Origin of the sequence: Legionella drozanskii LLAP-1, assembly GCF_001467585.1 — a bacterium.
GTDB lineage: Bacteria > Pseudomonadota > Gammaproteobacteria > Legionellales > Legionellaceae > Tatlockia > Tatlockia drozanskii.
In genome coordinates this window covers 256117-270785 of sequence record NZ_LNXY01000003.1, presented here as the reverse complement: position 1 = coordinate 270785, position 14669 = coordinate 256117, and the positions used below count along the sequence as shown (strand labels likewise).

The window sequence follows — 14669 nt, the reverse complement described above, 5'->3', positions numbered from 1 at the left end:
GTGTTATTGATGTTACAGCAGGTTAAAACCTCGGGTGGCGTTCATATTGAATATGTGCAACATGATTTGGTCTATGAGAATGCTATTGAGCCGCTACTTGAACGACTCGATACTCATCGAGGAGCATTATTCGCTTCAAGTTTTGAATACCCCGGACGTTATACTTGCTGGGATATTGGTTTTTATAATCCCCCTTTGGCTTTGGTTTGCAAAGCTAAAGAAATTCATATTCAAGCATTAAATCAGCGCGGGGAAGTTTTATTAGCAATTATTTTTCCCTTATTGCAAGGATCTAGTGATTTAATTATAAAAGAACAATCGGATCGCTTGTGTCAGATCGAAGTAAAGCCCGCGCAACAGATTTTTAGTGAAGAAGAACGCAGTCGCCAGCCTTCGGTTTTCACTCTTTTGCGCTCTTTACTTGGTTTTTTTAAATCAGATGAATCTTATTTGGGTTTTTATGGCGCCTTTGGTTACGATTTAATTTTTCAGTTTGAGAGTTTAACCCGGCACAAAGAACGTTCATTAGAGCAGCGCGAAATGGTTTTATACCTTCCCGATGAAATCTATGTGGTAAACCATCGCAAAGAAGTTGCTTTTATTAGACGTTATAATTTTCAATTCCAAGGTAAATCAACTCAATCTCTGCCGCGAGATGGCGAATTTAATACCTATAAACCCACGCATAAACCGACAAAATCTTGCGATCATGAACCAGGGGAATACGCAGCCCTCGTTGATTTAGCTAAACAGCGTTTTGCCTGCGGCGATTTATTTGAGGTAGTACCTAGCCAAACATTTTATGCAGCATGCTCAGAACAGCCTTCGGCAATTTTTCGCCGAATGAGGGAAGTCAACCCTTCGCCCTATGGATTTTTCATTAACCTTGGGGAAGATGAATATCTTGTTGGTGCGTCACCAGAAATGTATGTTCGTGTGCAAGGTAAGCGGGTGGAGACCTGTCCTATTTCAGGGACGATTAAACGCGGAACTGATGCCATTGAAGATGCGCATAATATTCAGCTTTTATTGGATTCTGAAAAAGAAGCATCGGAATTAACGATGTGTACGGACGTAGATCGCAACGATAAATCCCGCATTTGTGAAGCAGGGTCTGTGCGAGTGGTTGGGCGTCGCCAAATTGAAATGTATTCACGCTTGATTCATACCGTCGACCATGTTGAGGGGACTTTGCGGGAGGAGTTTGATGCTGTCGATGCGTTTTTAACACATATGTGGGTTGTGACAGTCACAGGTGCACCGAAATTATGGGCCATGAATTTTATTGAAAAACATGAGAAATCACCGCGGAAATGGTACGCCGGTGCAGTCGGTTGGTTTGGTTTCAACGGCAACTTAAACACTGGACTTGTTTTGAGAACGATACGTATTCAACAGGGCATAGCTGAAATACGCGTGGGCGCAACCTTACTTTTTGATTCTCAGCCGCAAGCTGAAGAACAGGAAACCCGTTTGAAAGCCTCGGCATTTTTGGATATTTTGCAAAAACCAAATTTGAAACCTGGTTTAATAAATTCCCTACCGCAACAAGGTGCAGGTAAAAAAGTACTCCTGGTTGATCATCAAGATTCATTTGTCCATACCTTAGCCAATTATGTGCGACAAACAGGAGCCCAGGTAGTCACTATTCGTAGCGAATATGCCCTGGATTATTTACAAGAGCAATCCTTTGACTTAGTCCTGCTTTCACCGGGGCCTGGGCGGCCAGTTGATTTTAAGCTTGCAAAAACGATTGAAGCGGTTCTGAAGAAGAAGATTCCTCTATTTGGTGTATGCCTTGGCTTGCAAGGTATTGTGGAATATTTTGGCGGTGTCTTGGATATATTAACTTACCCGATGCATGGTAAGGCTTCCGAAATTGAGGTTAACGAGGAGTCCGGTTTGTTTGCTGGTCTGGGGCAATCATTTACAGCAGGCCGCTATCATTCGCTCTATGCGCGTACAGCAGAAGTGCCGGAGGAGTTAAAAGTGACGGCTTTAAGCCAAGATGGTATTGTAATGGCTGTAGAACATAAGACCCTACCGGTTTATGCAGTACAATTTCATCCTGAAACAATTCTTTCGCTGCCTAACCAAGCAGGATTGCGGATTATTTCTAATTTAATGGGAATGATTTGAGTAAATGCGCGATAAATTATTGATGGTCTATGGAGTATCAATTCTCTTAGGTATAACCACAGGGATAGTGGGCTCTTTTTTTCAAATTGCCATTTTACATTTAGATGAGTTCATTCAGCAAGTGCTTACTTTTGTTCAAACCAAAGGTGGTTCTGTTGTATTAGCTTCTGTTTTAATTTCTATGATTTTTGTTTTTATTGCTTGGCTCATGGTGCGACATATTTCCCCTGAAGCCTCAGGAAGCGGGGTACAAGAAATTGAAGGAGCTTTATTGCATGAAAGACCTATTTTTTGGCGGCGTTTAATACCAGTTAAATTTATTGCAGGTATTCTGGCAATCTCAGGAAAATTAGTGCTTGGTCGAGAGGGTCCGACGATTCAAATGGGTGGTAATCTTGGCGATATGTTTGGAGAGTTGCTTCATTTTTCCCAAGAAAGACGAGACACCCTAATCATGGCAGGTGCGGCCGCCGGTCTTGCTACGGCATTCAATGCGCCTTTAGCAGGAGTGCTTTTCGTAGTTGAAGAGCTGCGCAATGAATTTAACTTCACCTTCACTAACTTTAAAATGGTGGCCATTTCTTGTGTGATGGCTACGATTACCTTGAATTATTTTATCGGGGCACAAGCAGACATTCAGATGAATGTTTTTGAGTTGCCGAGCCTTAGATCCTTATGGCTCTTTTTTATTTTGGGAATTATGGTGGGTTTTGTTGGTTTGTTATTCAATCATACCTTGATGCTGAGTTTAAAACTCACTGATAAAATGACCTACGGATTACGGATGACCTACATATTAATTGTGGGTGCTGGAGTAGGACTTCTTGCTTATCTTCAACCTGATTTCGTCGGCGGTGGCTATCATATTATCAACCAAGCTCTAACGCTTACCCCGAGTGTATCAATACTCACTCTTATTTTAGTGGTTCGTTTTTTTACGACTATGATCTGTTATTCAACCAATGTTCCCGGTGGTATTTTTGCCCCGATGTTGGCCTTAGGAGCCTTATTTGGTACGGCCGTGTCGCATTTATTACAAGATTTAATGCCAGATGTAACGCTTCATCCTGGTATGTTTGCAGTGGCAAGTATGGGCGCTTTATTTGCCGCAGCGGTGCGAGCACCGATTACGGGTATTGTTTTGGTGGTTGAGATGACCCAAAACTATTCTTTGATTTTGCCATTAATGGTGTCTTGTTTGACTTCTACTACCGTTATGCAATTAGCGCGCAATGAACCTATTTATACGCAGCTATTGCGTAGAGCACTAAGGAAAGAACGTTTAGAGGCTGCGAAATAGTGTATTAAGAGTTAGCAACTGTCTTGAAAAACAGTTGCTAGACTCATGTTACAAAACTATAAATCCATTGGTTTTTCAATGTTTGTTGACATGAATTTCTTTGAAAACGCTTGTGGCGACTCTGCCTTGGGTTGCAAATTATCCAGATAAACGAGTTTAAAATAGCTCGCATTCGCCTGAGAATTAATATCTGGATTCTCAGGGAAATACTTAAGAAGCGGAAGAAAAGCCGACTGGCCTATGACATAGCGCTTATCTCTGCTTTTAGGTGCAAGGCCCCAAACATTTTGATAACTAATCGCTTCAACTTCTTGATTGCCAAGTTGTTTATTACCGACATACAACATCACATGGCCGCCAATATAAATCAGTGTCATTAAAGGATGGCCTTGGGATTTAAGTGTCTTTAAACGCTCATCAACATTCATTTGCGATAAATCGATAGCAGAATTTAATTTCCCTTGTGCTCCCGAATTTCTGGGTAGCCAAATACCGAAAGGGGCAAAAATACTTTTCATTTCTTGTGAGCAATCATTAAAAAAGAAAGTACTACCCCAACCATAGGGTCGATTTTTTAATTGTTTGAGAATCTTCACCAAGTTTTCTTTAGAAGCGACTAAAGGCATTAGAGTCGCCGCTTGAGCCGAAGTTAAAGCGGTTTTAATGACGGCTTGATTTTGCTCATTTTTAACGGGGATGAGTAGGGATATTGTTTGCCCCTCTTGTTGAACAAGAGGAAATACGGCTCCAATATAACCGGTAAAACGAAAATTATTGTTGGTGTCGACAATAGATGTTTCTGTTTTAGTGATGGCGGCTAGGTTTTTTTTGGCAGCTTGTTGCCATTGATTGATAAATTGAGGAGTGGCATAGGCTAGATCACTTGTTTTGATCCAAGCAAAATAGGCATCCGGGGTCAGAACTAGCGACCAGGCTTTATCTCGAGATTGAGTGAAAACATAGAGGGGGGTACCTGCCCAAATTGCCGATTCTTGTAAATTATCGAATGGAAAACCTTGTCCTGGAAGACTTATATGAAAGAAATCAGGTGCAAAATTCGGTAAGGCACGTGCGAAAGTATTGTTCACTGCGATTGCTTTATTTTCCTCTTTGAAAGAACTAGCCTGCAGTGTCTCCAAGGCCATGTTCCGTTTTATTTTATCCCACCAAATGAAATTTTGTTCTTTAAAATTTTCTGAATAATGAAGCTCATTAGGTGCTTTATTTTGGTTATTAAAATCTTCCAATACTTCTAGCTCAACTGTTCTCACAATCGGCAAAACTGACCTAACCATTTGCTCACTCCAAGGAGAGAGTCCTTGTGCATCGCTCGCATAATAATGATTATAAAATTGCTGTAATTGAGTTTTTTGATATTGTTCGCTTAATAGAGGAGTGGAATAATCACTGCTGTCTTTCGGCAAATAGTCATTACTATTTTGACTGTAGGTGTTTAGAGGAAAGTCAAAAATGGGTACCTCAATTGCGAAAGAGACAGTGCTTGAGAGCATTAAACTAATTGAGAAGAGGATTTCTTTTTTATTTAGCATAACCATAAGCTCAACTGGAAAAACGTCGATTTTAACATAAAACCAATCTTGGCGGTAATATAAATGATAAATCTGTTCTTATTTTGGTCATTAGTCCGATAAAATAGTGCGGCTTTTTTAATCCATGCGGATCACAATCTTCCCAAAATGTTCACGACTTAGCATACGAGCATGAGCTTGTTCGATATTAGAAAAACTAAATTCGGAATCAATAATGGGAACGATATGTTTGTTGAGTAAAGAGGTTGCCCAATGCGCCTGGGCAGATTTCCATAAGGCTGTTTTTTCACTAAGTGATTGAGCTCGTAAAACAAAGCCAATTAGCTGCAGGCGTTTTCTTATCATCGTGACTAGATTGAAGTCAACTTTCGCGCCTTGCATGCAAGAAATCTGTACTAATCTGCCCTTTGTTTGTAACAGCTCTAAGTGCTTAGCAAAATAACCGCCGCCTATAAAATCAACGATTAAATTAATTGAACCCTCATCAATTAGATTGTAAAAATCTTCTGTTTTATAGTTAATAGCCCTTGTTGCACCCAATTGCAGGGCTTTATCAACTTTTTCCTGATTACCTGCAGTAGTAATGACTTTGGCACCGATGTGTCTTGCCATTTGAATCGCAAAAGATGAAATACCGCTGCCTGCAGCATGAATAAGTAAGGTTTGACTTTGATTTAAATGACCAAGTAGAAAGACCGTAGCATGAGCGGTGACTAATGCTTCAGGAATGGCTGCTGCATAGCTGAATCCCCAGCCCTTTGGGATGGGTGCTGCAAGTGACTGATTCAGACAGCAATATTCAGCATAGCCTCCACTGCCAACTAGTCCGTAAACACGATCACCAACCTTAAATTGTTTGACGTGAGTACCGATTTCTACAACCTCACCAGCAATTTCTAATCCTGGAATATTGGATTCACCCGGAGGAGGAGGATATTTCCCTTGTCGCTGCATCAAATCAGCGCGATTTAATCCTGCTGCTTTCACGCGAACAAGAAGTTGATCTTTATTATATTGGGGTTTTGCCTGTTCTTTTACAATGATACGGCTTTCTGGCCCAGGAGCGTCAATTGCTACATAGCGCATAAAAATCCTCATGACATATTTAGCTACTATTGATAACTCATTTATTAATCTTGAACAATATATCGGACTTAAAATGGTGTGATTTAAAACAACCTCATGCCTGCAATTTAAAAAAGCTCGCTTAATGACAAAACTTCGTTATACTTTTGCACATTGCTAGCAACCTGGTTGTTTGATGGCAAAATACACTAAGCATAAAAAAATAGCGTTATTTTTTATTTTCTTCCAATTATTGGTAACTCTTTTATTTTTTATTTGGCCAGCCTGTTCTGCACTAATCCAATCGGTATTTTTTAGCGATTCTTTTGGTTTGCATGATCGCTTTGCTTCTCTGACTAATTTTATCGATTTATTGCGCGATCCGGATTATGGGAAAGCCTTGCTAATTACCTTACTCATCGCTTTTTCTGTCACCTTAATAACCATGTGCTTGGGTTTGTTATTTGCTGTACTTTTGCAAAACCGGAAAAAAAGTAAAAAAATTTATAAATCCTTGCTTCTGTGGCCTTATGCTGTTGCCCCAGCAGTGGCTGCAATTTTATGGCGCTTTTTATGTCAACCGACAATAGGGTGGTTGGCCTATGATTTAGAGCTGCTTGGGGTTAACTTTAATTATCTTACTCATGCTAATCAAGCCTTGCTCGTTGTTATTCTGACGGCCAGTTGGCAGCAATTTAGTTATAATTTTCTATTTTTCTTTGCCGCGTTGGAGGCAATACCTAACTCACTTATTGAAGCAGCGATTATTGATGGCGCATCTCCCTGGCGACGTTTTTGGCAAATTATCTTTCCTCTTCTATCGCCCATCACCTTCTTTTTATTAGTCATGAATTTAATTTATGCTTTTTTTGACACCTTCGGTATTATTGATGTACTGACGCATGGAGGACCGGGTAATAGCACGACAACCTTAATTTATAAAGTTTATAAAGATGGTTTTGTGGGAATGGATCCGGGAAGTTCCTCTGCACAGTCAGTGTTGTTAATGCTGATTGTGATAAGCCTCACGCTAATCCAATTTCGTTACCTTGAAAAAAAGGTGCATTACGAATGAAAATAATAAGAAGAATATTAGCTCATAGCGTATTAATTGGATTTATTGCTTTTCTGTTTCTACCGCTTTACTTAGCATTGGTTGCTGCTAGTCATGAAGGCGCTGCAATGATGCATGCCCCTTTACCTGTATGGCCGGGTGCGGCTTTATTTCATAATGTAAAGACTGTCCTCACTGAAGGATTAGTAGCGACTGGAGGGCAGCCAGTAGGGCAGCTGTTACTGAATAGTTTATTGATGGCCGTGTTAATTGCGATAGGTAAGATCATACTAGCCTTATTCTCGGCGTTTGCGCTTGTTTATTTTGAGCTACCATTAAAACGAGTTTTCTTTGCGCTTATTTTTTCGACAATGATGCTGCCTGTTGAAGTGCGTATTGTGCCCACGTTCCAAGTTGTTGCTTCCTTTGCTTGGTTAAATACCTTTGCCGGGCTAACCTTGCCCTTGATGGCTTCGGCAACGGCTACTTTTTTATTTAGACAATTTTTTAAAACAATTCCGCCCGAACTTGTGGATGCTGCGAAATTAGATGGGGCCGGCCCGGTCCGATTTTTCCTTGATATTCTGCTTCCTTTATCGAAAACACAAATTGCTGCCTTATTTATTATTCTTTTTGTCTATGGTTGGAATCAGTATTTATGGCCTTTGGTCATTACCACGGATGGTAATATGGCGACCATCGTGATGGGTATTCGTTATTTAGCCGGTGTTGCGGATCAAATTCCTCAGTGGCATTACATCATGACTGTTGCGCTAATTGCTTTATTACCACCCTGTCTAGTCGTAGTAACGATGCAACGTTGGTTTGAAAAGGGGTTAACACATTAAATGGCAATGGTAAATTTAGTTGAAGTCAGTAAATATCATGGTCAACAGCTTATCCTTGATCAGCTCAACTTAACTATTGATAAAGGTGAATTTGTAGCTGTTGTCGGGCCTTCCGGCTGTGGTAAATCGACCCTGCTTCGTTTGGTTGCTGGACTAGATACTGTTAGCTCCGGTAGGATTTTGATTAATAATCAATGCGTTAATCAAATACCCCCTGCAAAACGAGACATGGCGATGGTATTTCAAAATTATGCACTTTATCCCCATATGACCGTTTTTGAGAACATGGCCTATGGTTTAAAAATGCGCGGTATGAAAAAAGATCTGATTCGACAAAAAGTCGCTGAAGTTGCCGCTTTATTGCATTTAAGTGATTACTTAACGCGCAAACCCTCGGCGCTTTCAGGTGGACAACGCCAACGCGTGGCGATGGGCAGAGCAATTGTTCGCTCACCTGCGGTTTTTTTATTTGATGAACCTTTGTCAAATCTGGATGCAAAATTACGCAATGAAATGCGTCAAGAAATCAAAAAATTACATCAGCAATTAAAAACAACTTCTCTGTATGTCACCCATGATCAGACAGAAGCAATGACCATGGCTTCTAGAGTTCTTGTTTTAAATAAAGGAAGGGTAGAGCAAATAGGTTCTCCGCAGAATTTGTATCAACAACCCGCTTCTCTTTTTGTTGCCGGTTTTACTGGTCATTATCCTATTAATTTTTTTCCTGCAAAAATTAATCTGAGTTCCCAAAAAGTTGTCTCTGATTTTGGCTTTGAGTTAGATTTACCTAAACTCAATGAATCACTTTCATGTGGAGAAGAGGTGATTCTGGGCATTAGGCCTGAGCATCTAAATATCGTATCCACCAATAAACCTGGGGCAATTTCAGTAAAAGTAGAATATATTGATGATATGGGTGCAGATAAATTGATTCAGGCCTCGAGTTTATGTGGTAAAGCTCGCTTTTCTATAAGGACATCAGCAGATACTGAAGTGATCGATAATTTATTTGCTTTAGATTTAGTGGTTAATAAAGCAAATTTATTTCATCAAAAAACAGGGTTGCGTTTAGGAGGATGGCATGATTGAGGACAATAAAGCGTTACGCGAGATTGATAAACCCTTCTACCGATATTGGCAAGCTTTATACCATTCATTTTTTAATAATGAATTATATGTTGATGTGGGAAAACGTTGGAGAGGGTTGGGCCTTGGTTATTTACTCCTCTTAATGTTTGTCGTGACGCTGCCGTTTTCTTGGCGAGTAACTATGGATTTTCGTCAATTTTTTATGCAAGATTTAATTCAGCCTATGGAACAATTACCAAAGCTATATATACAAAATGGTCTCGTATCACTCGATAAGCCTATGCCCTATGTGATAAAAAATAAACAAAATCAGGCGGTCGCCATCGTTGATACGACGGGTAAAGTCAACACTATGGATCAAACTTATCCTTTTTTGAATATATTAATCACCAAGGATAAGTTGTTTTATCGCTTTCCCTCACCGCAATTCTTTTTTAATGTGGATCATGTTCAGAATCCAGTAAGTCCAGTTTATGTTTATCCTTTTAGTAAGAATAGTAATGCGGTATTTGATGGGAAGGAATGGGTTAAATCGTCTGGAATATTACATTTAAAAACCTTTTTTGGGTTTTTGATTTACCCAACCGTTGCCCTTGTATTTTTTGCAATGTTTACAATTATTCTACTTGCCTTTGCATTGATGGGACAATTTATTGCAAAATTATTAAAATTTTCAATTAGTTATAAACAATCCTGTCGTTTAACCATGGTGAGTATAACTCCTTTTATGGTGGTCTTATGGTTCCTTTTAACCTGTGGATTGTTTTCTAATCGCGCCGGCTTTTTCATGCCTCTGCTTTTCATCCTCTATTTTTGTTATGCTGTAATATCACTAAGAAGAGAGAGCCAAAAGCTGGTGGTTTCGTGAGGGAGCTGATCCATTTTGCCCATGGTAATGGATTTCCATCTCCATGCTATAAGCAATTACTTAATGGATTAGAAGAGCGTTATAATTGTTGTTATATCGATAGAATTGGCCACAATCCTAAGTTTCCAGTGACGGAGAATTGGCATTTTCTAGTTGACGAAATTATCGACAGCATTAAACGACAAGCTGAGCAACCTGTTATCGCTGTCGGTCACTCCTTTGGTGGGGTTTTAAGTTTACTAGCAGCAATAGAGCAGCCGTCTTTATTCAAGTCAGTCATTATGCTCGATTCGCCCCTAATTGGACGCTTTAAATCGAGTATGGTGCGATTGGCTAAAGCTTTAGGTGTGATTGATCGAGTGACGCCTGCTCTTCGTACGCGTGAGCGAAGAGAGCATTGGCAAAATAGAGAACAACTCGTGACTTATCTGCGAAAGAGGGAGTTGTTTAAAACATTTACCGATGAATGTTTACAAGATTATATCGATTATGGTTTAGAAAAAACGGACGAAGGTTACGCGCTCCGTTTTAATCGGCATATTGAGTATTTAATCTATCGCACGATCCCTCATCGTTTAGCAGAGTATGAAGGAAAATTAAAGACTCCAGCCGCATTGATTTATGGTGATCAATCGAGTGTTGTGGACCGACTAGATCTTCGCCACATGAAAAAGAATTATAATATAGTGAGCTTTAAAACGCAGGGAACTCATATGTTTCCAATGGAGCATCCCGCTGAGGTGGTGAAACAAATTTTCTACCTCTTGGATGCTATACTAAAAAAATGAGTTGATGGTATTGTTCAATACAAAGGACCGTTTTTTAATAAGGAGAAAACCGTGTTGCCTAGTCTAATTATTTTAGCAGTTTTGTCGGTAGCCCTTGTATTATTTTCGCGTCAAGCATCTATTGTGGTTTGGGCTATTAGTTATGCAGTTTTTGCCTTATTGGTTGAACGTTATGCCTCGCCAGGTATTCTTGCACAAATTTTCTTGTGGGCTCTATTCGCAGTTCTTGTTTTATGCTCCATAAAACCGCTACGTCGAAATTTGTTATCTCGTCATCTCTTTCCCATCATCAGCAAAAGCATGCCCGCGATGTCTGCAACCGAAAGGGAGGCTTTAGAGGCTGGAACCGTAAGTTGGGAAGGTGATTTATTCAGTGGCGCGCCAGATTTCAATGTTCTACTTAATGCGCCAGTGGTGAAATTAACCCCTGACGAACAAGCATTTATAGACGGTCCAGTCAATGAATTATGTCGCATGATTGACGATTGGGATATTACTCATGTGCGCACTGATATGCCTCCTGAGATGTGGCAGTTTCTCAAAGAGAAAGGCTTTTTCGGCATGATCATTCCTAAAGAGTATGGCGGACATGATTTTTCTGCAACGGCGCAAATGTCCATTTTAGCGAAGTTATATGGGCGTTCAGTGACTGTCGGCAGCACGGTATCCGTTCCTAATTCCTTAGGTCCAGGTGAATTACTATTAAAATATGGAACAAAGGAACAAAAGGATTATTATTTACCACGCTTAGCCGATGGACGAGAAATTCCCTGCTTTGCTTTAACAGGACCTAATGCCGGTTCTGATGCTGCATCAATTCCTGACAAAGGCGTTGTATGTCGTCAAACGGTTAATGGTCAGGCAGTCTTGGGAATCCGTTTAAACTGGAATAAACGTTATATTACGCTTTGCCCAGTAGCAACCGTAATAGGCTTGGCTTTCCGATTATTTGATCCTGACAATCTCTTAGGCAAAGGAAATGATGTGGGAATTAGTTGTGCTTTAATTCCTGCTAATACACCGGGTGTCATTAAAGGCAGACGCCATTTCCCATTGAATACTGCTTTTCTAAATGGTCCGACTCAAGGCAAAGATGTGTTTATTCCAATGGATTATTTAATTGGTGGCGCCGACATGGCGGGACATGGTTGGCGCATGTTAATGGAGTGTTTAAGTGCGGGCCGGGCTATTTCTTTACCTTCTAGTTCCGCAGGTGGTTCGCAAGCGGGTGCTCTTGCAAGTGGAGCTTATGCCAGAGTACGTAAACAATTTAATCAAGCCATCGCTAATTTTGAAGGAATAGAAGAACCGTTGGCTCGTATTGCTGCGAATACTTATATGATTGATGCAGGTTTAACAATGACCGCTGCTGCAATCGATCATGGAGCAAAACCTTCCGTGGCTGGAGCTATATTGAAATTCCACAGTACTGAGCGTGCTCGTCAACTTGTTATGGATGCAATGGATATTCACGGTGGTAAAGGAATTTGTTTGGGACCCAACAATTATCTAGGACGTGGTTATCAAAATGCGCCCATTGGTATTACCGTTGAAGGGGCTAATATTTTAACGCGGAATTTGATTATCTTCGGACAAGGTGCCATTCGTTGTCATCCTTATGTATTTAAAGAGCTAGAAAGTGTAAGAGAAAAGAATCTTAATCATTTCGACGACGCCTTTTGGGGGCATGCAGGGTTTGTGTTTGCGAATTTAACCAAGTCGTTTATCTTTGCATTCACTGATGGACATTTTACAGGTACTCCGACAAGTGCCGCGAAGCGCTATTATCAGCTGATCCATCGATATAGCACCAACCTTGCTTTTCTTGCTGACTTCTCCATGGCAGTTTTGGGTGGAGAATTGAAACGAAAAGAGATGATTTCGGCTCGCTTAGGTGATGTACTAAGTAAGCTGTATCTCACTTCCGCAGTTTTAAAACGCTTCCATGACGACGGTGAACCTCTTGCTGATTTGCCCTTAGTTGAGTGGTGTTGCCAGCAGTTGATGCATGAGTGTGAATTGGCGATTCGTGGGGTGATCGCGAATTTCCCATCACGTTGGGCACGTGTGGTGCTGAAATTATTTTTACAACCTTTTGGCAGCCAACGACCGGAGCCTTCAGACCAATTAAGTAAAAAACTAGCTCACATACTCACTGAACCTAATGACACTCGCAAACGGCTAACGCGTTTTGTATTTTCAGAACCACTTGCCAACTGCCCACTTGGACGACTCGAGGAAACTTTTCATAAACTATATGCGGTAGAAGAGCTGGAAAAGAAAGTGAGTCGTGCGGTCAAAAAGGGCCAATTACAATCATTAACCTTGCTTGAGCAAATTGATGAGGCTGAGCAGGCAGGCATTTTGGATGCTAAACAAGCCCAACAATTGAAAGACGCAGAATATGCAAGGCAAGAAGTTATTGCTGTCGATGATTTTGCTGATGAAGAATTGCGAAGACAATCAGCTCATAGTAAAACGAAAAAATCCAGCAAATATGGATATGATGATTTAACTGAAACCGTTTAATACAGTGGGGGCTTGGAGTTTTTGTTGTTATCCCTGCGAAGGCAGGGATAACAACACTGGTGTTTCAAAAACAAGGTATACGTCAGATTGAAAAACTAGAACGAAAAGCTTATTTATCTTCTAGCACTTCATCAGGCATTGTGACATTAAGTTCAAGTACTGCACTATCGCCCATGCGCTCAAGATTCACGCTGACTTGGTCTCGGTTAATGCGAATGTATTTCGCAATGACCGCCAGAATTTCTTCTTGCAGCTTGGGGAGATAATCCGGAGTATTACGTTGTGAACGTTCATGCGAAATAATAATTTGGAGACGTTCTTTTGCCACTGAGGCAGTATTATTACGCTTTCTCAAATAATTAAATATGCTCATGCTGGTGCTTCCTCCTTGTTTTTACCGAACAGACGGCGTAGTAATCCTTTACGCTCGCTGGTAATAAATCGCATTGGTCTGTTTTCGCCCAGAAAACGAGCAATAGCATCTTGATAAGCAATACCTGCGTCACTGGCTTCATCAAGAATAACCGGTGTTCCGGTATTGGAGGCTTTAAGAACAGCCTTTGACTCAGGAATCACCCCAATTAGAGGAATTGCAAGAATTTCTTTAACATCTTCAACAGAAAGCATATCCCCTTTTTCTACACGCTCTGGATCATAGCGAGTCAATAAAAGATGTTCTTGTACGGGCGCTACATTATCAACTGCCCGCTTAGTCTTAGAGGCTAATATTCCTAAGATGCGATCAGAGTCTCGCACGGACGAAACTTCAGGGTTAGTAACAACAACAGCATGATCCGCAAAATACATCGCCATATGCGCACCCGTTTCGATGCCGGCAGGTGAGTCGCAAATAATATAATCGAATTCTTTTGCCAAATCGGATAAAACCTTTTCTACCCCCGCTAAAGTCAATGCATCTTTATCACGGGTTTGTGATGCAGGTAATATAAACAGATTTGGAATACGTTTATCTTTAATTAAAGCTTGATTTAAACTTGCTTCCTCGTTAATTACATTGACAAAATCATAAACCACTCTGCGCTCGCATCCCATTATAATATCAAGATTCCTAAGACCGATATCAAAATCAATGACCACTGTTTTGTGACCTTGCAAAGCAAGACCTGAGGAAAATGCTGCAGAAGTTGTGGTTTTGCCCACGCCACCTTTACCAGATGTTACAACAATAATTTTAGCCAATGCTGAACCCTTCCGTTAATCGCCAGATTAAAAATTTTACCCAGTTTACACGGTATTGTTTGCACAGTTCAAGCTCAAAGAATGTCCTTAAGAAATTAATTTTATCGAATAGGAATTAAAATACTGATTATTACTCATAACTGATTGATTTCAGCGTGTATTGATAGTCTGAAATCAAAGTTATTTGGAAATGATTAAATGCTTTTTTTTAACGTCGTGCTCATTAAAATCAAGTC

At 40.4% G+C, this 14669-nt stretch carries 12 protein-coding genes; 8 read left to right on the top strand and 4 right to left on the bottom strand.

Translation table 11 applies throughout. From position 1 onward, the window contains the following. The first annotated feature begins 9 nt into the window (after positions 1–9). Together Ldro_RS02290 and clcA are read left to right on the top strand one after the other, a co-directional pair. The gene (locus tag Ldro_RS02290; protein ID WP_058494809.1) at positions 10–2139 is read left to right on the top strand and encodes an anthranilate synthase component I; all 2130 of its coding nucleotides are present in this window, start codon (positions 10–12) and stop codon (positions 2137–2139) included. 4 nt (positions 2140–2143) lie between these two features. Continuing rightward, complete coding sequence (gene clcA / locus Ldro_RS02285) at positions 2144–3439, top strand: H(+)/Cl(-) exchange transporter ClcA (protein ID WP_058494808.1); 1296 nt, start codon at positions 2144–2146, stop codon at positions 3437–3439. Between the two features lie 56 nt (positions 3440–3495). Here clcA and Ldro_RS02280 read toward each other — a convergent pair whose 3' ends face one another. Both Ldro_RS02280 and Ldro_RS02275 read right to left on the bottom strand, forming a co-directional pair. Continuing rightward, positions 3496–4989, bottom strand: coding sequence for an SH3 domain-containing protein (locus Ldro_RS02280; RefSeq protein WP_058494807.1), 1494 nt, complete (start codon positions 4987–4989; stop codon positions 3496–3498). Between the two features lie 117 nt (positions 4990–5106). Then, complete coding sequence (locus Ldro_RS02275) at positions 5107–6075, bottom strand: NAD(P)H-quinone oxidoreductase (RefSeq protein WP_058494806.1); 969 nt, start codon at positions 6073–6075, stop codon at positions 5107–5109. A gap of 175 nt (positions 6076–6250) precedes the next feature. On the opposite strand from Ldro_RS02275, the gene Ldro_RS02270 reads away from it, so the two are divergent. From Ldro_RS02270 to Ldro_RS02245, 6 genes are read left to right on the top strand one after another with little or no spacing between them, the layout of a single operon-like run. Next, positions 6251–7129 carry an ABC transporter permease subunit gene (locus Ldro_RS02270; RefSeq protein ID WP_058494805.1) on the top strand — a complete coding sequence of 293 codons (879 nt, stop codon included), beginning with the start codon at positions 6251–6253 and terminating at the stop codon, positions 7127–7129. Continuing rightward, positions 7126–7956 carry a sn-glycerol-3-phosphate ABC transporter permease UgpE gene (ugpE, locus tag Ldro_RS02265; protein WP_058494804.1) on the top strand — a complete coding sequence of 277 codons (831 nt, stop codon included), beginning with the start codon at positions 7126–7128 and terminating at the stop codon, positions 7954–7956. The genes Ldro_RS02270 and ugpE overlap by 4 nt, the downstream gene beginning before the upstream one ends. Continuing rightward, the gene (locus tag Ldro_RS02260) at positions 7957–9048 is read left to right on the top strand and encodes an ABC transporter ATP-binding protein (RefSeq protein ID WP_058494803.1); all 1092 of its coding nucleotides are present in this window, start codon (positions 7957–7959) and stop codon (positions 9046–9048) included. Continuing rightward, positions 9041–9916 carry a DUF1189 family protein gene (locus Ldro_RS02255; protein ID WP_058494802.1) on the top strand — a complete coding sequence of 292 codons (876 nt, stop codon included), beginning with the start codon at positions 9041–9043 and terminating at the stop codon, positions 9914–9916. Before Ldro_RS02260 ends, Ldro_RS02255 begins: the two co-directional genes overlap by 8 nt. Next, positions 9913–10704: an alpha/beta fold hydrolase gene (locus Ldro_RS02250; protein WP_058494801.1), complete on the top strand. Its 792-nt coding sequence runs from the start codon at positions 9913–9915 to the stop codon at positions 10702–10704. Before Ldro_RS02255 ends, Ldro_RS02250 begins: the two co-directional genes overlap by 4 nt. A 51-nt stretch (positions 10705–10755) precedes the next feature. Then, positions 10756–13233: an acyl-CoA dehydrogenase gene (locus tag Ldro_RS02245; RefSeq protein ID WP_058494800.1), complete on the top strand. Its 2478-nt coding sequence runs from the start codon at positions 10756–10758 to the stop codon at positions 13231–13233. A gap of 109 nt (positions 13234–13342) precedes the next feature. Here Ldro_RS02245 and minE read toward each other — a convergent pair whose 3' ends face one another. Next, the gene (gene minE / locus Ldro_RS02240; protein ID WP_058494799.1) at positions 13343–13606 is read right to left on the bottom strand and encodes a cell division topological specificity factor MinE; all 264 of its coding nucleotides are present in this window, start codon (positions 13604–13606) and stop codon (positions 13343–13345) included. Further along, positions 13603–14433 carry a septum site-determining protein MinD gene (gene minD / locus Ldro_RS02235; protein ID WP_058494798.1) on the bottom strand — a complete coding sequence of 277 codons (831 nt, stop codon included), beginning with the start codon at positions 14431–14433 and terminating at the stop codon, positions 13603–13605. The genes minE and minD overlap by 4 nt, the downstream gene beginning before the upstream one ends. Between the last annotated feature and the right edge of the window lie 236 nt (positions 14434–14669).